Origin of the sequence: Micromonospora sp. WMMD812 (assembly GCF_027497215.1) — a bacterium.
GTDB lineage: Bacteria > Actinomycetota > Actinomycetes > Mycobacteriales > Micromonosporaceae > Micromonospora.
Genome location: NZ_CP114904.1, coordinates 4761887 through 4781758, shown reverse-complemented (window position 1 = coordinate 4781758; position 19872 = coordinate 4761887). Strand labels below are relative to the sequence as shown.

General features: G+C 73.5%; 23 protein-coding genes. 17 read left to right on the top strand and 6 right to left on the bottom strand.

Features of this window, described 5'->3' with window-relative positions; genetic code table 11:
- Positions 1 to 38: 38 nt before the first annotated feature.
- The 9 genes from O7603_RS22050 (at position 39) to O7603_RS22010 (ending at position 9182) form a co-directional block, all read left to right on the top strand.
- Entirely contained in the window at positions 39 to 1016 is a 978-nt protein-coding gene (locus tag O7603_RS22050; RefSeq protein WP_281571697.1) for an NAD-dependent epimerase/dehydratase family protein, read from the top strand.
- Positions 1017 to 1091: 75 nt separating this feature from the next.
- The gene (locus O7603_RS22045) at positions 1092 to 2330 is read left to right on the top strand and encodes an LCP family protein (RefSeq protein WP_281571696.1); all 1239 of its coding nucleotides are present in this window, start codon (positions 1092 to 1094) and stop codon (positions 2328 to 2330) included.
- Positions 2331 to 2542: 212 nt separating this feature from the next.
- The gene (locus tag O7603_RS22040) at positions 2543 to 3757 is read left to right on the top strand and encodes an LCP family protein (protein WP_281571695.1); all 1215 of its coding nucleotides are present in this window, start codon (positions 2543 to 2545) and stop codon (positions 3755 to 3757) included.
- 231 nt (positions 3758 to 3988) lie between these two features.
- Positions 3989 to 4924 (top strand): LCP family protein, encoded by a 936-nt coding sequence (locus O7603_RS22035; protein WP_281576764.1) that lies wholly within the window; start codon positions 3989 to 3991, stop codon positions 4922 to 4924.
- A gap of 58 nt (positions 4925 to 4982) precedes the next feature.
- Positions 4983 to 5318, top strand: coding sequence for a rhodanese-like domain-containing protein (locus O7603_RS22030; protein WP_281571694.1), 336 nt, complete (start codon positions 4983 to 4985; stop codon positions 5316 to 5318).
- Between the two features lie 9 nt (positions 5319 to 5327).
- Complete coding sequence (locus O7603_RS22025; protein WP_281571693.1) at positions 5328 to 6122, top strand: glycerophosphodiester phosphodiesterase family protein; 795 nt, start codon at positions 5328 to 5330, stop codon at positions 6120 to 6122.
- Positions 6123 to 6291: 169 nt separating this feature from the next.
- Positions 6292 to 7749, top strand: coding sequence for an ATP-binding protein (locus O7603_RS22020; protein ID WP_281571692.1), 1458 nt, complete (start codon positions 6292 to 6294; stop codon positions 7747 to 7749).
- Positions 7750 to 7816: 67 nt separating this feature from the next.
- Positions 7817 to 8233, top strand: a complete 417-nt coding sequence (locus O7603_RS22015; protein WP_281576763.1) for an ATP-binding protein — start codon at positions 7817 to 7819, stop codon at positions 8231 to 8233.
- A gap of 61 nt (positions 8234 to 8294) precedes the next feature.
- Positions 8295 to 9182 (top strand): DUF5926 family protein, encoded by an 888-nt coding sequence (locus tag O7603_RS22010; RefSeq protein WP_281571691.1) that lies wholly within the window; start codon positions 8295 to 8297, stop codon positions 9180 to 9182.
- A gap of 63 nt (positions 9183 to 9245) precedes the next feature.
- Here O7603_RS22010 and O7603_RS22005 read toward each other — a convergent pair whose 3' ends face one another.
- Positions 9246 to 10457 (bottom strand): arginine deiminase, encoded by a 1212-nt coding sequence (locus O7603_RS22005; protein WP_281571690.1) that lies wholly within the window; start codon positions 10455 to 10457, stop codon positions 9246 to 9248.
- 163 nt (positions 10458 to 10620) lie between these two features.
- On the opposite strand from O7603_RS22005, the gene O7603_RS22000 reads away from it, so the two are divergent.
- From O7603_RS22000 to pheA, 5 genes are all read left to right on the top strand, one after another.
- Positions 10621 to 11361 (top strand): hypothetical protein, encoded by a 741-nt coding sequence (locus O7603_RS22000; protein WP_281571689.1) that lies wholly within the window; start codon positions 10621 to 10623, stop codon positions 11359 to 11361.
- Between the two features lie 175 nt (positions 11362 to 11536).
- Entirely contained in the window at positions 11537 to 11995 is a 459-nt protein-coding gene (locus tag O7603_RS21995) for a PAS domain-containing protein (RefSeq protein ID WP_281571688.1), read from the top strand.
- Positions 11996 to 12068: 73 nt separating this feature from the next.
- Positions 12069 to 12458, top strand: a complete 390-nt coding sequence (locus tag O7603_RS21990; protein ID WP_281571687.1) for an ACT domain-containing protein — start codon at positions 12069 to 12071, stop codon at positions 12456 to 12458.
- Between the two features lie 201 nt (positions 12459 to 12659).
- Positions 12660 to 13160: a hypothetical protein gene (locus tag O7603_RS21985; protein WP_281576762.1), complete on the top strand. Its 501-nt coding sequence runs from the start codon at positions 12660 to 12662 to the stop codon at positions 13158 to 13160.
- A 10-nt stretch (positions 13161 to 13170) separates the two neighbouring features.
- Entirely contained in the window at positions 13171 to 14127 is a 957-nt protein-coding gene (gene pheA / locus O7603_RS21980) for a prephenate dehydratase (RefSeq protein WP_281571686.1), read from the top strand.
- Between the two features lie 56 nt (positions 14128 to 14183).
- Here pheA and O7603_RS21975 read toward each other — a convergent pair whose 3' ends face one another.
- The 3 genes from O7603_RS21975 to O7603_RS21965 form a co-directional block, all read right to left on the bottom strand.
- The gene (locus O7603_RS21975; RefSeq protein WP_281571685.1) at positions 14184 to 14906 is read right to left on the bottom strand and encodes an AIM24 family protein; all 723 of its coding nucleotides are present in this window, start codon (positions 14904 to 14906) and stop codon (positions 14184 to 14186) included.
- 177 nt (positions 14907 to 15083) lie between these two features.
- Complete coding sequence (locus tag O7603_RS21970; protein ID WP_281576761.1) at positions 15084 to 15431, bottom strand: metallopeptidase family protein; 348 nt, start codon at positions 15429 to 15431, stop codon at positions 15084 to 15086.
- A 126-nt stretch (positions 15432 to 15557) separates the two neighbouring features.
- Positions 15558 to 15989, bottom strand: coding sequence for an OsmC family protein (locus O7603_RS21965; RefSeq protein WP_281571684.1), 432 nt, complete (start codon positions 15987 to 15989; stop codon positions 15558 to 15560).
- Between the two features lie 132 nt (positions 15990 to 16121).
- On the opposite strand from O7603_RS21965, the gene O7603_RS21960 reads away from it, so the two are divergent.
- A complete protein-coding gene (locus O7603_RS21960) occupies positions 16122 to 16847 on the top strand; it encodes a hypothetical protein (RefSeq protein WP_281571683.1) in 726 nt (241 codons plus the stop codon).
- Positions 16848 to 16866: 19 nt separating this feature from the next.
- On the opposite strand, the gene O7603_RS21955 is transcribed toward O7603_RS21960, so the two are convergent.
- Positions 16867 to 17388: a GNAT family N-acetyltransferase gene (locus O7603_RS21955; RefSeq protein ID WP_281571682.1), complete on the bottom strand. Its 522-nt coding sequence runs from the start codon at positions 17386 to 17388 to the stop codon at positions 16867 to 16869.
- A gap of 213 nt (positions 17389 to 17601) precedes the next feature.
- Here O7603_RS21955 and O7603_RS21950 point away from each other — a divergent pair, with 213 nt between their 5' ends.
- Positions 17602 to 18423 carry an HAD family hydrolase gene (locus tag O7603_RS21950; protein WP_281571681.1) on the top strand — a complete coding sequence of 274 codons (822 nt, stop codon included), beginning with the start codon at positions 17602 to 17604 and terminating at the stop codon, positions 18421 to 18423.
- The gene (locus O7603_RS21945) at positions 18423 to 19235 is read left to right on the top strand and encodes an HAD family hydrolase (RefSeq protein WP_281571680.1); all 813 of its coding nucleotides are present in this window, start codon (positions 18423 to 18425) and stop codon (positions 19233 to 19235) included. Before O7603_RS21950 ends, O7603_RS21945 begins: the two co-directional genes overlap by 1 nt.
- A 34-nt stretch (positions 19236 to 19269) precedes the next feature.
- Here the strand turns inward: O7603_RS21945 and O7603_RS21940 are convergent, their stop codons facing one another.
- Positions 19270 to 19869: a bacterial proteasome activator family protein gene (locus O7603_RS21940; RefSeq protein WP_281571679.1), complete on the bottom strand. Its 600-nt coding sequence runs from the start codon at positions 19867 to 19869 to the stop codon at positions 19270 to 19272.
- Between the last annotated feature and the right edge of the window lie 3 nt (positions 19870 to 19872).

The window sequence follows — 19872 nt, the reverse complement described above, 5'->3', positions numbered from 1 at the left end:
TCACCGCGCTCCCAGCGACGCTGAGTAGGCTGACCGGCATGAAGGTTGCTGCGCGCTTCGGACCCGGTCACCGCATCCTCGTCACCGGCGGTGCCGGTTTCGTCCCGTCGCACCTGGTGGACGCCCTGATCGCGCGGGGCTGCACGGTGGTCGCGCTGGACAACTTCGTGACCGGGTCGAAGGAGAACGTCGCGCACCTGATCGAGACGCCGACCTTCACCCTCGTCGAGGCGGACATCTCCGACGGGCTGCCCACCCACCACCCGGCCCTGGCCGAGCGGTTCGACGCGATCCTGCACATGGCCTCCCCGGCCAGCCCGACCGACTTCGAGAAGCTGCCGGTGGAGATCCTCCGGGTCGGCTCGGTGGCCACCCTGCACCTGCTGGACCGCGCGCTCGCCGACGGTGCCCGGTTCCTGATGGCCTCCACCTCCGAGGCGTACGGGGATCCGAAGGAGCACCCCCAGCGGGAGACGTACTGGGGCAACGTCAACCCGATCGGCATCCGCAGCGTCTACGACGAGGCCAAGCGCTTCTCCGAGGCGGCCACCATGGCCTACCACCGCAGCCGGGGGCTGGACGCCGCGATCGTGCGGATCTTCAACACGTACGGTCCGCGGATGCGGCCGGACGACGGCCGGGCCATCCCCACCTTCATCTCCCAGGCGCTGCACGGCGAGCCGATCACCGTGCACGGCACCGGCAACCAGACCCGGTCGATCTGCTACGTGGAGGACCTGGTCCGCGGCATCCTGCTGCTGCTCGACTCGACCGAGACCGGGCCGATCAACTGCGGCACCGAGCACGAGATGACCATGCGGCAACTGGCGGAAACCATCGTGTCGCTCTGCGGAAGCAACTCCGAGGTGACCTACATCACTCGCAGCGCGGACGACCCGGAGATGCGCCGGCCCGACCTGACCCTCGCCCGTGAGCTGCTCGGCTACGAGCCGACGGTCACGCCGGAAGTCGGCCTGCGACGCACGATCGAGTACTTCCGCGGCCGGCTGGGGTAGCGCCCGGCGGCACATGTGCGAGCGCCGCGCGTCGCCCGAGGGCGACACTGGCCCGCGCTACGTACCCTGAGTTATATGTCCGCGACCTCGTCTGCCGGCGTCCCGCTCCCGTACCTGCACCGGAGCGCCGGGCGCGCGTCGGTGCCCGGCCCCGCCGGCGGTGCCACCGGACGCGCCCGGCCGTCCGAGAACCGCTGGTACCCGTCGTTCGACGAGGAGCCGCAGGGCGGCGGGCCCGGCGGCCCGTCCGGGCCCGGCGGGCCGGGCGGCCCCGGCGGCCCGGGCGGCAGCCGACCCGGCCGGCGTGGCCCGCAGCCGAGATGGGGCCGGATCGGTCTGGTCGCCGGGGTGGCCGTGCTGGTCCTCGCGCTGCTCGGCGGGATCGGCGCCTGGTTGTACGTGCGCAACCTGGACAACGACCTGGCCCGCACCGATCCGTTCACCGAGATCACCGGTGGCCGGCCGGCCAAGCCGGTCGAGGGCGCGCTGAACATCCTGCTGGTCGGCAGCGACTCGCGGGACCCGGACGCCCCGGTCGACCAGGCCGGCAAGTGGCGCGCGGACACGATCATCGTGATGCACATCCCGGCCGACCACAAGGAGGCCTACCTGGTCTCCATCCCGCGTGACCTGTACGTGCCGATCCCGGAGAGCGCCGGCGCCGACTGCGACTCCGGCCGGCGCGCGAAGATCAACGCGGCCTTCGCGTTCGGCGGCCTGCCGCTGGCCGTACGCACCGTCGAGTGCTTCACCGACGTCCGGCTGGACCACGTCATGGCCATCGACTTCGCCGGATTCAAGCAGGTCACCGACGCCCTGGACGGGGTCGACCTGAACGTCGAGCGGACCATCACCTCGATCCACAAGCCGTACCGGACGTTCACCAAGGGCGTCAACCACATGGACGGCGCGGAGGCGCTGGACTGGATCCGGCAGCGCAAGCAGTTCCCGGACGGAGACTTCGCCCGGATGCGCCACCAGCAGGAGTTCCTCCGCGCGCTGATGGACAAGGCGGCAAGCAGCGGCACCCTGAGCAGCCCGCGGAAGCTGAACGCGTTCCTCCAGTCGGTGACCGACGCGGTCACCGTGGACGAGGGCTTCTCGTTGATGGACATGGCGTTGCAGTTCCGCAGCCTGCGCGGAGAGAACCTGACGTTCGTCACCAGCCCGAACACGGGCAGCGCGATGCGCGACGGCGAATCCGTCGTGGTCTCCGACCGGGAGAAGGCGCTGGCCATGTACCGGGCGATGTCGGGCGACACGATGGCCGACTGGGTCAAGGCCAACCAGCCGAAGGGCACGGACGGCGGCTGACCGCCCACCGGGGGCGTCACGCACGGGCGGGTGAGGGAGGCGCTCTCGGTTCCGGAGCGACGCCGGCCGACCGGTCGCCATGAACTGGCCGATCGGGCAACCTGGCTGGGTGACCGCCGGGCCAACGGCACATTGCCGCCAGGCGAACTCGCCAGGACCGGCAAGTGTCCGTACAGTGGTCCCGCCCCCTGATCACGTGAGCTGGAGCACGCATGCCGGTTCAGACCAGCCGTCGCCCGCCGTCCCCGACAGCCAGCCGCCCGGTCGGCGCTTCCGCGACCGTCCCCCCGCAGACCCGCAGCGGCGAAGGCCGCGCCGGCGCCGCCCCGGCCAGGCGGCCGCGGCGCAGGGACCCGCTCTGGGCCCGGCTCACGGTGGTCGTCGGCGCGGTGCTGATGATGACCAGCGGGGTCGCCATCGTCGGCAGCAAGGCGCTGATCAACCATGCGACCGGCGACATCGCCCAGCGGAACCTGCTCGGTGAGGCCGGCAAGTCCGACGCCGAGGGCGGCGCGAACCTGGACGGCCCGATCGACATGCTGCTGCTCGGCGTGGACGCGCGGGAGCGGTGGGCCGCCGACGACGTCCGCTCGGACAGCATCATCGTCCTGCACATCCCGGCGACGCACGACCAGGCCTACCTGATCTCCATCCCGCGCGACACCGAGGCGCAGATCCCGCCGTTCAAGAAGAGCGGTTGGGCGGGTGGCACCGACAAGATCAACGCGGCCTTCCAGATCGGCGCCCGCAACGGCGGCGGCTGGGAGGGCGGCGCCCAACTGATGGCGCAGACCATCAAGCGCCTGACCGGTGTCAGCTTCGACGGCGCCGCGATCATCAACTTCGGCGGCTTCAAGAACGTCATCGACACCCTGGGCACGGTGCGGATCTGTGTGAGCCAGGAGGTCGAGTCGCTGCACATGTCGTACGTCGACGGCAAGCCGATGTGGAACGCGGACGCCAAGAAGACCGGCAAGCCGAGGACCCCGGTGGTGCACAAGAAGGGCTGCCAGGAGATGGAGGGCTGGGCGGCCCTCGACTACTCGCGGCAGCGCAAGACCCTCAAGAACGGCGACTACGACCGGCAGCAGAACCAGCAACAGCTGATCAAGGCGATGGCGAAGAAGGCCACCGACAACGGCACGCTGACCAACCTGGGCAAGCTGCAACAGCTGATTAAGGCGGCCGGGAAGGCGTTCGTCCTGGACACCGGTGGCGTGCCGATCGCGGACTTCGTCTTCACCATGCGCGGTGTCACCGGCAACGAGCTCACCATGCTGAAGACGAACAACGGCACCTTCCACGGCAACGGCGCCGGCAAGGAGGTGCTGAGCGCCGAGACGCTGGCGATGTTCCAGGCGGTCAAGCAGGACAAGCTGGCGGAGTTCGTCTTCAACCATCCCGAGATGCTGTCCAGCCGGAAGTGAGCGACCCGGTCGGCGCCCTCCCGGCGACCGGCGAAAGTCCGCGAAACGGACCGGCCGGACCGGTTCCTTCCGTAGCCTCGACGTGAGCAGGATTCGCGTATCGGCTGCGGGGGAGGCGCCACGTCCAGGTCGGGCCGCGACGGCGGAGAGCGGACCGGGCCGGGCGCCCGGACCGTAGGGCCGCGCCACTCCCGGTGGCCCCGGATCCTGCTCGGGGTCGGCCTGACCCTGATCGTGCTGGCCGGGCTGGCGGTGTTCGGCCTGCGGGCGCTCACCGACCGGTACGACCGCACCGTGCTCAAGGAGCAGTTGCTCGACCCGAGCGCCCGCAACGGGCGGACGGACCTCTCCGGGCCACTGAACTACCTGCTGATCGGCACCGACCGCCGACCCGGCGACACGAACCCGGAGCAGCGGGCGGACACCATTCTCATCGTGCACGTGCCGGCCGGCCTCCGGCAGGCGTACCTGATCTCGATCCCCCGCGACCTGCTCGTCGCGATCCCCGCCGGGGGCGGCTACGGCGGCGGCCAGGACAAGATCAATGCGGCGTACGAGCACGGCGGCGGCGAGTCCGGCGCCCAACTGCTGTCGGCCACCCTGACCCGGGTCACCGGGCTCCGCTTCGACGGCGCGGCCCTGGTCGACTTCGCCGGCATCCGGAAGGTGATCGACCTGCTCGGCGGGGTCCAGATGTGCGTGGAGAGCGAGGTGCGCTCGATCCACACCAAGCGGGTCTTCGCACCCGGCTGTCACCAGATGAACGGCGCGGAGGCGCTGGACTACGTCCGGCAGCGCTACGACCTGCCCGGCGGCGACTACGACCGGCAGCGCCACCAGCAGCAACTGCTCCGGGCGCTGCTGGATCGCGCGGGCGAGACGAAGCTGCGGAACAATCCGGTCAAACTCGACCAGGTGATCCGCGCCGTGGGCGGCTCGCTGACCGTGGACACGAATGGCGTGGCGCTGGAGGACCTGCTCTTCGCGCTGCGCGGGCTGCCCGCGGACGCGTTACGCGGGGTGCAGGTACCGTCGTACCCGCAGGTCATCGACGAGGTGTCGTACGTGGTGCTGGAGAACGGGGGCAACGGGCTGTTCGACGCGGTCCGCGGCAGCCGGATGCCGGACTGGGCCGGGGCCAATCCCCGCTGGGTGGTCAAGCTGTGACAGTGCCGACGGCCCGGTCCACGCCGATCCGCCCGGCGAGGATCTAGGCTTGGTACCCGTGTTCGGATCCCAGGTTCCCACCGTCACCGTCAACGAGCTCGCCGACGACACCTACCTGCTCGACGTCCGCGAGGACGACGAGTGGGCCGCCGGCCACGCGCCACACGCCCATCACCTCTCGATGATGGAGCTGCCGGCCCGGCTGGCCGAGGTGCCCACCGACCGGGACGTGGCCGTCATCTGCCGCTCCGGCGGGCGCTCCGCCCAGGTCGTCGCGTACCTGATGCGGAACGGCTGGGAGCAGGTGCGCAACGTGGCGGGCGGCATGGGGGACTGGGCCGCCGCCGGGCGCCCGGTGGTCGGCGAGGACGGGCAGCCGGGCCGGGTCCTCTAGGACCGCGGCATGGGTGATCAACCCCTGGTGTTCGCGCACCGCGGCGCCTCGTACGACCTGCCCGAGCACACCCTCGCGGCCTACCTGCGGGCCCTCGCCGAGGGTGCCGACGGGCTGGAGTGCGACGTCCGGTTGACGCGTGACGGCCACCTGGTCTGCGTGCACGACCGCCGGCTGGACCGCACGAGCAACGGCCGCGGCCTGGTCAGCGCCCGTACCCTCGCCGAGCTGGAGACGCTCGACTTCGGCTCCTGGCACCCGGGGTGCGTGCCGGGGGACACGGACGAGCCGCCGGACGAGTCGCACACCCGGCTGCTCACCCTGGAGCGGCTGCTCGACGCGGTGCTGGCCGCCGGCCGGCCGGTCCGGCTGCTGGTGGAGACCAAGCACCCCTCCCGCTACGGCGGCGACGTCGAGCGCCGGCTGGTCGCGCTGCTGCGCCGCTACGGGCTGGCCGAGCCCGGGCCGGACGACCCGGTCCGGGTCACCGTGATGTCCTTCTCGGCGCTGGCCGTCCGCCGCCTCCGCGAACTCGCCCCGGCGCTGCCCACCGTGCTGCTGCTGGAGGTGCTGCCCCGCTGGCTCCGGCTGGGCCGGCTGCCCTTCGGCACCCGGATCGCCGGGCCCGGCATCGGCCTGGTCCGGGCCCGCCCGCACCTGCTGCCCGCGCTGCGGGCGGCCGGCAACCAGGTGTACGTCTGGACGGTGAACGAACCGGACGACCTGGACCTCGTCCTCACCGCCGGGGTGGACGGCATCATCACCGACCGGCCGGCGCACACCCTGGCCCGACTCGGCCGCTGACGGAATGGCCCGGCACGGCCGCGCCGGCTCGGGACGACGGTACGAGGGTGCCGGCTCGGTCGAAGGTGCCGGTCCGGGCCGACGGTGCGCGGGTGCCGGTCCGGGGCGACGGTGCGCGGGTGCCGGTCCGGGGGTGCCCAAAATCGGGCCGCCGGGGCACACTCGGGACATGCCGGAGCGCATCGACTTCCCCGCTCTCATCGCCGGCCACACCGTGGTGATCGAGATGATCAACTCCGGGGACTCCGGTCTGCCCGTCCTCACCCAGCTGCTCCGCGTGGCCCAGCCGGCGCTCGGCGCGGCGGCCATGGCGTTCGTCGAGTTCGGGCCGACCGGGGGCCGGGTGATCTCCGCGACCGGCGCCGCCGAGTGGGCCGTCGGCCGGCCACTGCCGGCCAACCACCCGGCCACCGTGTGTCTGCTCTCCGGCCCGCGGGTGCAGCAGGTCCGGCTGGCTGGTCTCGGCGGCAAGCTCCCCGACGAGTTGACCGACCGGGGCCTGCGCCGGATGGTCGTGTCCCGGGCCGAGATCGGCGGCCACACGGTCGGCAGCCTCCACGCCCTCTACCCGGACGGCGACGACGAACCCGACGCCGAGCACTACGGGGTGGTCGCGTACCTCGCCTCGTGCATCGCCCATATGTACGGCGACCAGAGCGGGCTGCCGGTGCACGGCGACGGCCCGGTCGTCGCCGCGCTGGCCGACGGGCTGGCCGTGGTGGACCGGGACAGCCACGTCCGGCTCTGGAACCCGGCCGCGGCGCAGGTGACCGGCCGGGCTGCGGGCCAGGCGCTCAGCCGGCCGCTACCCTTCCCGATCCCGCCGTCCGGGCAGGTGCTCGACCACCGCCTGCCCGACGGACGCTGGCTGCGGATCACCTCCGGGGAGCTGCCTGGTCCGGGCGCCCTGCGGGTGGTCACCTTCCGCGACATCACCGACCAGCAGCGCCGGGACCACGAGCGGGACCTGTTCGTGGCGGTCACCAGCCACGAGCTGCGTACCCCGGTCACCGTGATCAAGGGCTACGCGGACACCCTGACCGACCACTGGGAGTCGCTGACCGACGCGGACCGGCGGCAGGCCGCCCGGGTGATCGGCCAGCGGGCGAACGAGCTGGCCCGGCTGGTCGACCGGCTGCTCTCCTCGGCCGCCGACTCCGGTCCCGGGGACGAGCCGCCCGCCCCCTTCGACCTGGCCGACGCCCTCCGGGCCGCGCTCGCCGACCTCCCCGCCGAGCTGCGCCACCGGCTCGCCGTCGACCTGCCGGCCGACCTGCCCAAGGCGCTCGGCCACCGACCGAGCCTGGCCACCGTGCTCACCGAGCTCGCCACCAACGCCGGGAAGTACTCCGCGCCGGGCACCGGGATCGAGATCAGCGCCCGGGCGGACAGCCAGATGGTCTCGTTCCGGGTCAGCGACCGGGGCATCGGCATCCGGCCTGAGCACGTCGAACGGGCCTTCGACCGGTTCTGGCAGGGCGAGTCCGGTGACCGGCGTGGCTATCCGGGGGCCGGGCTCGGCCTCTATCTCGTCCGCCGGATCGTTGAACAGCAGAACGGATGGGTATCCCTCCGACCGAGGGCCGGTGGCGGTACGGTCGCAGAGGTGCGGCTGCCGCGCGGATGACCGGCGACGGCTGTGGGGGCGTTAAGGGGCGTAGGTGGGGACGGGATCCGGCGAGCGGGCGTGGTGCGTGGTGGTGCCCCACCACGCCACCGGCGCGCGGCTGGCCCGGCACCGCCTCGCCCACGAGCTGACGGACCTCGTGCCCCCGACGCTCCTGGCCGACCTGGTCGCCGTCCTGGCCGAGCTGGTCGGCAACGCGGTCCGGCACGCCCGACCGCTGCCCGGTGGCGTGGTCCGGGTGGCCTGGCGGCTGCGGGAGACGCTCGACGGGCCCCGGGTCCAGCTCCGGGTCACCGACGGCGACGCCGGCGAGGGCCCCCGGATGCGGGTGGCGAACCCCGACGCGGCCGACGGTCGGGGCCTGCACATCGTCGCCGGCCTGGCGACCCGCTGGGGGGTCGACCGCGACGGGCTCGGGCAGAGCGTCTGGGCCGAGTTCGAGCCGGCCGGGTCGACCCGGCCGGATCTCGTCATCGCCGGCTGATCAGCCCCTCGGGGCGGGTCCTCCCCACGTCGGCCGGGCCGGGCCTCTAGGCTGTCTCGCCGTGAGCAAGCGTCGAAAGAGCCAGCGGGCCGCCGCCGAGACCACCCCGAAGCGGGAGAAGGTGCGCGACGTCTTCGTGCCGCGCCCGTTCGAGGGGCTGGTCGACGAGCCCGAGTGGATCGCGCTGCGCGAACTGGTCCCGGCCGCGTCCGCGCCGCTGCGGCTCGCGCCCGACCTCGTGACGGAGTTCGGCGACCGGCCTGTGACGCTCGCCACCGTGCTGCCGATGGCCGCCCCGGCGATGACCAAGCCGGACGGCCGGGTGTTCATCGGGCTCCAGCGGCACCTCCAGTCCGGCGACGTGTCGCGGGACCTGGCCGAGGCGCTGCTCTGCGCGCTGCGCGCCGAGCCGGGCGGCCAGGTGCCGGTGCCGCCGCTGCCCGGCCCGGGCCCCCGCCTGCAGGACGTGCTGGTCGACGGGCCGCTGGAGATCGAGATGCACGACGGGTTCGAGTTCTGGCTGGACCCGGGCGCGGCGGACGACCCGACCGTGCAGGCGTCCCTGGAGCGGGCGAACGCCGCCGTCTACCCGACCGTGCGGCTGAGCGCGGCGAAGGCCGCGTACTGGTGCCAGGTGCCGGAGAAGGCCCACGTGCGCTGGGTGCTGCCGGAGGAGGAGGACGCCGCGCTGGACGCCCTTGCCCGCCTCGGCGCCGCCGGCGCGCTGCCGCTCGGTGACGACACCCGGTTCGCCGGCATGTTCCGCGCGCACGGGCGCCTGGTGCCGGTCTGGGACCTGCCCGAGCGGACGCCCGCCGGCGAGTGGGAGGAGCCGGTGGCGCAGTTCGGCAAGCGCTACGCGGAAGCGCTGGCCGACACCACCCCACTGGACGCCGCCGGACGCCGCGCCCGGCAGGGCCTGCTCGGCCGCCAACTCACCCTGCGCTGACCACCCGCCGAGCCTGCCGGCGGGATTCGGCCGCCGCCCGGTGGCGGCCTGCCCCGTCGGCGCTCAGCCGAGCAGAGGCTCCCGGACCAGCGGGCAGGACATGCAGCGTGGCCCGCCCCGACCCGAGCCCAGCTCGGACCCGGCGATCGGGATCACCTCGATACCGGCCCGTTCCAGCTGCGCGTTGGTCTCCACGTTCCGTTCGTAGCCGACGCAGAGCCGGGGTGCGAGGGCGAGGGTGTTGTTCCCGTCGTCCCACTGCTCGCGCTCCGCGGTGACCGGGTCCAGGCCGGTGTCGATCACCCGCAGCTGGTCCAGGTCCATCGCGTCGGCGGCGGCCCGCAGGAACGGCGCCGGGCCGTCCACCCGCGGGTCCTCGCCGTCCGCGCCGGCGATCACGGTGTACGCGACGAGCGCGTCGGCGACGTTCGGGTACATCAGCACGGCGTCGACGTCGACCATGGTGCAGACCGTGTCCAGGTGCATGGTGGCCCGCTCCTGGGCGATCGGCACCACCAGGATGGTGTGCGCCAGGCCGGCGGCGAAGACCTGGCGGCCGAGCCGTTCCGCGCCGGCCGGCGTCGTCCGCTCGCCCACCCCGACCGCGAGCACCCCGGGCGCGAGCAGCAGCACGTCGCCACCCTCCAGGTGCTCCAGCCCGGGGTGGTAGACGAACCCGGTACCGGCGAAGCGCGGGTGGTGACGGTAGATGGCGTTGGTCAGGGTGCTCTCCCGCCGCCGGGCCGGCATGGCCAGGCTGGTCACCCCCACCCGGTCCCGGATCCAGAGCGAGGAGTCCCGGGTGAAGAGCAGGTTCGGCAGCGGGTCGATGACGAAGTCGTGCCGGTCCATCATGGTGTAGACCAGGCCGCCCGGGCGCTCGGCGCTGATCCGCAGTTCCTCGTGGGCGAGGCCGGCGGTGAGCACGCCGGCCAGCGCCGCCGGGTCCAGGTAGGCCAGGTGGTCGGCGACCCGGGCGCGCAGGCTGTCGCCCAGCCGGGGCGAGCGGAGCACCTGCTCGGTCAGTTCGGCCCGGGCGTCGGCCACGGCCAGCGTCTCGGCGAGCAGGGTGGCGAGATAGAGCACCTCCACTCCGCGCTCGCGCAGCGCCGCGGCGAAGGCGTCATGCTCCTCCTGGGCGCGGCCCACCCACGGGATCGCGTCGAAGAGGAGCGAGTCGTTGTTGCGGGGGGTGAGCCGGGCCAGCTCCGGGCCCGGCCGGTGCAGCAGCACGGTGCCGAGCCGACCGACTTCGCTGTCCACATAGTGGGTCACCCTGGCAGCGTAGGGCAGTGTTTGGCGGCATCCGGGAAAAGATGTGTGGATGAATATGGCATTCATCCACAGTCACTCCGGCGCTCCACCTTGCCGACCCCCCGGACCGTCAACGTAGGGTAGTGGAGACATAACTTCGAGGGACCTTTTGCCGGAGGTCGCGATGACTGTCTTCCCCGCTCGTCGGGCCGTACCCACCGCCCGGGCCCTGCCGCCCGCCACGGTGCCACACCCACGGGTGGAGTCGCCGGGTCTCCTCGACCCGGTCCGTCCCACACCGTTGGAGTGGGCCCGCCGTCGCCGGGCAGAGCGAGGCGCACGGCGGCTGGAGGCGGCGGGCGCCCGGGCCCTGGGCCAGCTCGACCACCTCGGGCCGGCGTGGCACGTCATCGAGTGGCCCCGCACCGACGCGGCCGACGTCCTGCTCGACCGCCCGCACGAGGAGCGCGCCGGGTTCCTCGCCATCGGGCCGAGCGGTCTCTTCGCGGTGACCATCGCCGACCACGGCCGGGCCCGCGTGCTGGTCGCCGGCGACGTGGTGCAGATCAACGGCAAGCGGCCGCCCTACGTGGCTGAGGCACGCCGGGACGCCAAGCGGGCCAGCAAGGCCCTCTCCGACGCGGTGGGCCTGCCGATCCCGGTGACGCCGGTGCTGACCTTCGTCGGCTCCGGCGTCATCAGCGTCTACGGCCTGCCCAAGGACTGCCTCATGGCGACCCACCGCGAGCTGGACCGCCTGCTCGTCGCCGCCGGCAGCCGGATCAGCCCGGCCACCGCCGAGAAGCTGTCCCGGGTCGCGCAGCACCCCAGCACCTGGCTGAACGGCACGTACCGTCCAGTGGCCGACTACCGGTGGTACGAGGACGGCCGAACGGCCGCTGACAAGCCGGCCAACCGCCGGTAACGTCGATCGGGACGTCACGCGCGCCGGCCACGTCGGCACCCGCTGACCCGCGCCGTCGCCGGCCGCCTGGTGGGGCACCGCCCCGAGCACGGCGGGCCGGCGGCCGCGGTGCGATCGACGACGGTCCGGGCGACCGGCTAGCGTGGACAGTCCCTAGTTGTACATAGGAGGCGCGGTGGCCCACGTCGAACTCTCGCTCTCGGAAGTGTTCACGCCGGCGGCGGGGGCCTCCACAGAGCCGGAGGTCGACAACTTCGGCCAGTGGTCCTCGACGGTCTCCCACGCGGACGAGCCCTGTCTGCTGATCGACGCCGACACCAAGGTGGTGGCGATCTCCGCGGCCGGCTGCGAGCTGCTCTGCCTCGGCAAGCCGGAGGAGCTGATCGGGCTGCCCCTGCTGGACGGCGGGCTGCGCCTGGTCGACTTCACCGCCAACCGGGGCGAGCTGACCGAGCAGGAGACCGACAAGATCCCGCCGCTGCTGGCGCTCTCCTCGGGCCGGCTCGCCCGGGGCCTGCTCCGGGTGCAGGTCGCGGCCGAGGGCGCTCCCGACGCGACGGTGGACGCCATCTCCACCCCGGTGCTCACGAACGGGGCGGTCGCCGGCTCGCTCACGTTCTTCTCCGGGGTCTGACCTGCGGCGAGTGTGGCAATCGCCGCACGCGGCGAAGCCGGACGGGCCCGCGTCCAGGCCGTAGGGTGCCCTCATGCTCGATATCGCCGTGCTGCCGGGAGAGTACGCCGTGTGCCAGATGGCCGCCGGCTCCGCCCTGCCGCCCGCGCTGTCGAGCGGGCTGGCCGTCACCGACGTGGTGACGGTGAGCTGGACGACGGACGGGATCTCGGTGATCTGCCCGATGGACCGGGCCCCCCAGCAGGCCGTGGTGGAGACCGCCTGGCGCTGCCTGCGGGTGTCCGGCCCGGTCGATCTGGCCGTCACCGGCACGCTGGCGTCCCTGGTCGATCCGCTGGCCGGCGCCCGGGTGAACACGGTCGCGTTCTCCACCTTCGACACCGACTACCTGCTGGTTCCGGCGGTGCGCCTCGGCGAGGCGACCACCGCGCTGACGCGCGCCGGTCACCGCGTCGTCGGCTGACCTTCACCGCGGCCGCCGTTCCTCCTACGATGGGCTCGGCCACCCCGGCCACGACCTTCCCGCCGCCCCCAGGATCGGTCCGTGCCGCCCACCCCTTCCCCCCGCACCGCGCCTCCCGCCCGCCGACCGTCGGCCTCGCCCGAGGCGAGCACCCGCGCGCCCGGCCGCCCGCCCGCCCGAGCCGGCCGAGGGCAGCCGTGGCTGGCCGTCGCACTGCTGGCCGCTCTGCCGCTCGCCGGCTGCGGCGCCCCGCCGGGGCTGCGACAACCGGAGCCGACCGGCACGCCGCTCCCCACCGCGGTGCCCACCCCGCCGGCGCCACCGGCCACCGGCCTGCCGTCCGCCTTTCCGACGGCGCCGGTGGCCCCGACGACGGACGCCGGCCTGGTGGCGACACCGTGCCGGAGCGGGCCCACCGGTGACCGGATCATCCAGTTGCTGCGCGGCCGGGCCGCCGTCCTGCCGGACGACGTCGGCGCCCGGGTACGCACCGGGCCGCTCTGCGCGGCGGACTGGCAGTACACGGTGCTCGACGTGACCGGGCACGAGCAGCTCCAGGTGGTGACCCGCGGGCGCCCGGGCGCGCCGGAGCTGGTGACCGCGGGCACCGACGTGTGTTCCGCCCCGGTACGGGCGGCCGGGCCGGCCGGGATCCGGGCGCTGGCCTGCGACGGCGGCACGGTGGGCGTACCGGGTGCGTAGGCTGGTCGGCATGCCGGGAACACCGCCGACGCGCTTCGTCTACCTCGGACCCGAGGGCACCTTCGCCGAGCAGGCGCTGCGGACCGTGTCCGCCGCCGAACGCGGCAGCCGGACGCCCGCGCGCAGCGTCGGGGAGGCGCTGGAGAGCGTACGGTCCGGCGACGCCGACGCGGCCCTGGTGCCCCTGGAGAACTCGATCGGCGGCGCGGTGGGGGTGACCCTGGACGAGCTGGCCGAGGGGGAGCCGCTCGTGATCACCCGCGAGGTGATCCTGCCCGTGGAGTTCGTGCTCGGCGCGCGGCCCGGCACCGAGCTGGCCGCGATCCGCACCGTGGCGGCGCACCCGCAGGCGTCCACGCAGTGCCGGAACTGGCTCCGCGCCCACCTGCCCGACGCCGTGGTGGTCGACGTGCTCTCCAACGGTGCCGCCGCGGCGGGCGCCGCCGCCGGCGAGTACGACTCGGCCATCTGCGCGCCGATCGGCGCCGCCCGACACCGGCTGGCGGTGCTGGCCGACAAGATCGCCGACCATCCGGACGCGGTGACCCGGTTCGCCCTGGTGTCGCGCCCGGGCCCGCCCCCACCGCCGACCGGGGACGACGTCACCTCACTGGCGGTCTACATCGCCCACGACCGGGTGGGCGCGTTGTTGTCGGTGCTCATGGAGCTGGCCGTACGCGGGGTCAACCTGACCCGGATCGAGTCCCGGCCGACCGGCGAGGCGCTCGGCCGGTACGTCTTCTTCCTCGACTGCACCGGTCACGTGGCGGACGTCCGGCTCGGCGAGGCGTTACAGGGGCTGCGGCGGGTCTGCGCCGACGTGCGCTTTCTCGGCTCGTACCCCCGGCACCGCTGGTCGGAGGTGGCGGCGGACCGGCCGGTGCCGGCGCCGCCGGGCCTCTCCGACACCGACTACACCGACGCGGCCGCCTGGCTGGCCCGGCTGCGCACCGGCGAGCTGAGCTGACCGGCCGGCGCGTCCCGGGCTTCCACCCGAAGCGCCCCGGCCGGAACGCGCCCGCGTCAGCTGAGCAGGCCGCCGAGGAGGCCGCCCTGCTGCTCCTGCGCGCCGCTGCCCATGACCGGCGGCTCCTCGGACGGCTGCACGACCACGAAGCCCTGGCCGGCGAAGCTCATCGTGAACGACTCACCGGTGCGTCGACCGAGCAGCGTGCCGAGACCCAGTTGCTCGGCCCGGTGGTAACCCGTCTGGAGGTTGGCCGACCAGCAGACCGCGGCCTGCGGGTCGACGTAGGTCGGCTGGTCGACGTTGAGCACCACCGGGGTGCCCTTGGTGGTGATGGCGATCCGGCCATGGCCGGTGAAGACGCAGTTGAAGAGGCCGGAGGACGAGGCCATGCCGGCGCCGCCGACCATCTTGATGTCGTACTGGAGGCTGGAGTCGAAGGCCAGCACGCTGGAGCCGTTGATGGAGAGCGCGTCGCCCGGCTCTAAATCGATGATGTGCACGTCCTTGGCCAGCTCGGCGAGGAAGACGTCGCCGTGGCCGCTCACCTTCATCAGCGGCACGCCCTCGCCGGTGAGCTTCTGCTTGAGGAACTTGCCGAGCCCGCCGGAGCCGAGCGCCTGGAACTGCACGTTCCCCTGGTAGGCGACCATCGACCCGACCCGGGCCATCGCCTCACCGTTGAGCTCGATCTTCAACATCTTGGAGTTCTGCAGCCGCATGCCGGGCTGAGCGGACTCCTTCTCCAGGTTCTCCGCGGAGAACAGCGCGCTGCGCATGAAAGTGCCTCCTGAGGTCGCGATGCCTCTCACGACGGTAGGGGACCGTCGCAACGACGGGCCATCGGCCAGCCGGCGTGGCGGCCGGCGCGCTCGGCGCCGCCCATCGGACGTTCGGCGGCGCGCTCGGCGTCGACCACGCGAGGCTCGGCGTCGTCGGCTGGCGGAGCGGCCCGGTCAGGCCCAGCCCAGGGCGTGCAGCCGCTCGTCGTCGATGCCGAAGTGGTGGGCGATCTCGTGGACGACGGTGATCGCGATCTCGTCGACGACGACTTCGTCACTGTCGCAGATCCGCAGGATGGGGTGGCGGTAGATGAAGATCCGGTCCGGCAGCACGCCGGAGTAGTCCCAGCCCCGCTCGGTGAGCGCGTGGCCCTCGTAGAGGCCGAGCAGCTCCTCGTCGCCGGGCGGCGGGTCGTCCTCGACGAGGATGACCACGTTGCTCATCAGGCCGAGCAGCTCCTCGGGCACCTCGTCGAGGGCGTCGGCGACCAGCTCCTCGAAGCGCTCGCGGCTCATCTCCACCGGCACTCCGCCATTCTGCCCCAGTCCGCCACGTGCCGACCTTTCAAGATCCACACACGTCCACGGAAGGAGGTGCCGCCCGGCGTGGGACGAGCGCTCCTTCCGTGAACGTACGGGGTGGAACGATCAGGCGACGAGGCGCGCGCGGAGGGTGATCTCGGCGCCCGGGGAGAGCAGGCGCGAGATCGGGCAGTTCGCCTTGGCGGCCTCGGCGAGCTTCTGGAACTCGCTCTCGTCGATGCCGGGGACCTCGCCGACGGTCTCCAGGTCGATCCGCGTCACGGTCATCCCGGCGTCCGTCTTGTCGAGGTGGACCGTGGCGGTGGTCTCCACCGAGGTGGCCGTCGAGCCGGCGTCGGCGAGCGCCTTGGAGAAGGCCATCGAGAAGCAGCCGGCGTGCGCGGCGCCGATCAGCTCCTCGGGGTTGGTGCCCTCCCCCTCCTCGAAGCGCGACTTGAACGAGTAGTTCCCCTGGAGCCCGCCCTTGCCGGTGCGGACCGTGCCGGACCCCTCGGTGAGGTTGCCCTGCCAACGTGCGGAAGCGGTACGGATAGGCATGCGACCGACGCTATCGGAAAGGCGCCTCGCCTGCGACGGCCTCGACCGACGCCCCTGTTGCGATCCCGGTCACCAGGCTCCCGCTGTGCCATGATGCGGGGCAGGCGCGTGACCGGCGGAAGGATTCCCCCGATGTCCCGAGAACTGCCCATCCCGCGGCAGGAAGACCGGTCCGACGGGACGGCCGTCGTCGAGTGGGGCGCCATCGAGCCGGCCCCGCCGGAGCGGCCCGGTCGTTCCCTCGCCGGCCTGGTCCGGGACCGCCGGCTGCCGCCGCTGCTCGCCGGGCTCGGCGCGGTGGCCGCGGTCGCCTCGCTGGTCGGCGAGTGGGTGGTGACGACCCTGCCCAACGCCGGCCCGACGGGCAACGCCATCCGGGTACCCGCCGGGGTCTCCGAGGTTGGCGGCTTCGGAGTCGGCTATCTGGTCGGGCTGCTCGCGCTGGTCTGCACGATGGCGCTCGCGCTGCGCGGCACCCGGGCCGTCCGGCCGAACGCCCGGGTGGCCGGGCTCGCCCTGGCCGGGGCGCTGCTGGCGCTGCTCACGACCACGGCGTTCACGCTCGACGACGCGGGTCAGCGGACCCTCTTCTACTCCCCCGGCGACGGCTTCCAGATCGAGTACGGCCGGGGCCTGGTGACGGCCTTCATCGCCTGCGCGCTGCTCGGCGCGGCCCTCTGGCTGGCCCCCGTCGCCGGCCCGACCCCGGACGACGGCGACGACGCCCCGGTCGAGCCGGTCTTCCGCCGCCGTCGGCGCCGGCCGGGTCCGGAGGAGCTGGACGACGTCCCGCCCGCGCCGGCCGACCTCACCGTGCAGCCGACCGTTCCGTTCGCCCGCCCGGAACCGCCGATCTGACCCGCCCGGCGACCGGCGGTCAGGGCGTGGCCCACCGCAGCTCGCCGTCGACCACCACGTCGGTGGCGCGCAGGCCGAGCCGTTCGGCCACTCGCGCCGACGCGCGGTGGTCGGGGTGCACGTGCGCGATCAGCGCCCGGATGCCCTGCCGGTCGAGCCAGCCGACCATTCCCGCGGCGGCCTCGCCGGCGTACCCGCGGCCCTGCTGTGGGGCCGCGACCACCCAGGCCAGCTCGGCCACCGCGCGCTCGCCGTCGAGCCGGACGGTGGCCTGGACGACGCCCAGCGCGGCCCCGGTGTCGCGATGCCGGACGATCCAGTTCAGCCAGCCCTGCGCGCCGTCCGGAGAGTGCCCGGCGACCTGGCGCGCGTACCGGGCGCGCAGTTCCTCCGGGGTGTCCGGCCGGCCGCCGACGTACTCGTGCAGGCGCTCGTCGTCCAGGAGGGGGGCCATCTCCTCGGCGTGCCCGACGCGCAGCGGTTCCAGCACCAACCGCTCGGTCTCGATCGGCTCCGCCGCCGGCCAGTCGCGCACCGCCACCCCTTCACCGTACGGGCCGAGGGCGGGCGCCGGGCCAGGTAGCGGCCGGGACGCGGTGGACATCGGAGGTGCGCCGCGGGTTGGCATCCGATTCGCCTGGAAGCCATGGTTGCGACCCGTTCCGCGAGGTACGGTTGCTGCCCGCCGTCACTCCGGGTCGACGATCGACCACTGAAACGGCTGGCTGCGACGGCGGCGGGCGAAGGAGGAACCATGACCCGCCCGGGACTGCCCAAGCTGATCGCCACCGACCTCGACGGGACGCTCGTCCGCAGCGACGACACGGTCTCCGCGTACACGCACGGGGTGCTCGACCGGGTGCGGGCCGCCGGGATCCCGGTGGTCGGCGCCACCGGCCGTGGCCCCCGGCTGACCGAGCTGACCCGCAACGACATCCGCGCCGCCGACTTCCTGGTGATGGCCGGTGGCGGGCGGGTGGTCGACCAGAGCGACCCGGCCGGTCCGGTGGTGCTCCGCGACGAGCGGCTGCCCGCCGAGGTGCTCGCCCGCCTGCTCGCCGACCTGGAGGCCGAGGTCGGTCCGTTGACCGTGATGGTGGAGGCGTCGGACGAGCACGACGCGCCACTCTGGGGCGACTACCACCCGAGCTGGCCCTACCAGGACCGGTTCGAGGCACGGACCCGCGCCGAGTGCCTCTCCACCGATGTGATCAAGGCGTTCGCGCGTACGGCCGACCATCACGTGGACGAACTCCTCGAGGTGGCCCGCCGGATCGTGCCGTCGGAGGTGGCCACGCTCACCCAGGCCGGGCTCGGGTTCGTGGAGATCTGCCCGCCCGGCGTGGACAAGGCAACCGGGCTGGCCGTGGTGGCGCAGACCCTCGGCGTCGACCCGGGCGACGTGCTGGTCTTCGGCGACATGCCGAACGACCTGCCGATGTTCGCGTGGGCCGGATGGTCCCGGGTGGCGGTCTCCAACGCCCACCCCACGGTCCGTGCCGCCGCCGACGAGGTGACCCTGCGCAACGACGACGACGGGGTGGCCGTCTACCTGGACCGACTACTCTCCCGGTGATGGGAGAGACGCCACGCCTGGTCGCCACCGACATCGACGGCACGCTGCTCCGGGACGACCGGACGCTGAGCCCGCGAACCGCCGGGGTGCTGGCCCGGATCGCCGCGCGGGGCACGCCGGTCGTTCTGGTCACCGGCCGCCCGATCCGCTGGCTCCGGATGGTGTACGAGCAGCTGGCCGAGCCACTGCCGGCGGTCTGCGCGAACGGTGCGGTGGTCTACGACCCGGTGAACGACGAGGTGCTGCGGGCCGACCCGCTGGCGCCGGAGCTGCTCGCCGAGGTGGCCCGGCGACTGCGTGCCGAGGTGCCCGGGATCAGCTTCGCGGTGGAGATCACCGACAGCCGGCAGATGCGGCACGAGGCGCACTATCCGCTGCGCTGGGACGCCGACCACGACGCGATCCGCGCGGTCGAGACGCCCGAGGAGCTGCTGGCCGCGCCGGCGGTGAAGCTGCTCGCCCGGGCCGGCGAGCAGGATCCGGACGCCTTCGTCGAGCTGGTCGCCGGGGCGCTGCAAGGCCTCGCCGAGGCCACCCACTCGTCCTACTCCGGGCTGGTGGAGATCTCCGCGGCCGGGGTGACCAAGGCGGCCGGGCTGGCGTGGTATTGCGCCCGGCTCGGCGTCGACGCCGAGGACGTGCTGGCCTTCGGCGACATGCCCAACGACGTGCCGATGCTGGCCTGGGCCGGCCGGGCGGTGGCCGTGGCCAACGCGCACCGCGGCGTCCTGGAGATCGCGCACGAGGTGACCGCGGCGAACTCCGAGGACGGCGTGGCGGCGTACCTGGAGAAGATCTTCGACGTGGGCTGACCGCGTCCGCCGCGCCGCTGGCGCGGCGGACGGCTCAGAGGTACTGCCCGGTGCTGTGCCCCTCGCCCGACGGCTGCCCCATGCCCGGCATTCCGGGCACCACCCCGCCGGGCCCGCTCGGCAGCGCCTGCCGGCCCGAGCGCATCTGCTCCAACTGCACCCGGGCGGCCATCTGCTGGGCGACCAGCGCGGCCTGGATGCCGTGGAACAGCCCCTCCAGCCAGCCGACCAGCTGGGCGTGGGCGATCCGCAGCTCTCCCTCGCTGGGCGCGCCCTCCTCGGTGAAGGGCAGCGAGATCCGCTCCAGCTCCTCGCGCAGCTCCGGCGCGAGGCCCTCCTTCAGCTCGACGATCGACCGCTCGTGGATCTCCCGCATCCGGTTCCGGCTGGCGTCGTCCAGCGGGGCCGCCTTCACCTCCTCGAGCAGCTGCTTGATCATGCTGCCGATCCGCATCACCTTGGCCGGCTGCTCGACGAGTCGGGTCGGGTCCTCGCCCTGCCCCTCGTCGGTCTGCACGGTGCCGACCGGCCGGCCGTCCGGGCCGACCACCACCACGGTGCCGGGGTGACCCGAGTCCTCGTGGCCCGGCTCGTCGTTCTGTCCAGCGAAGCGCGCTTCGGTCATGGGATCCATCTT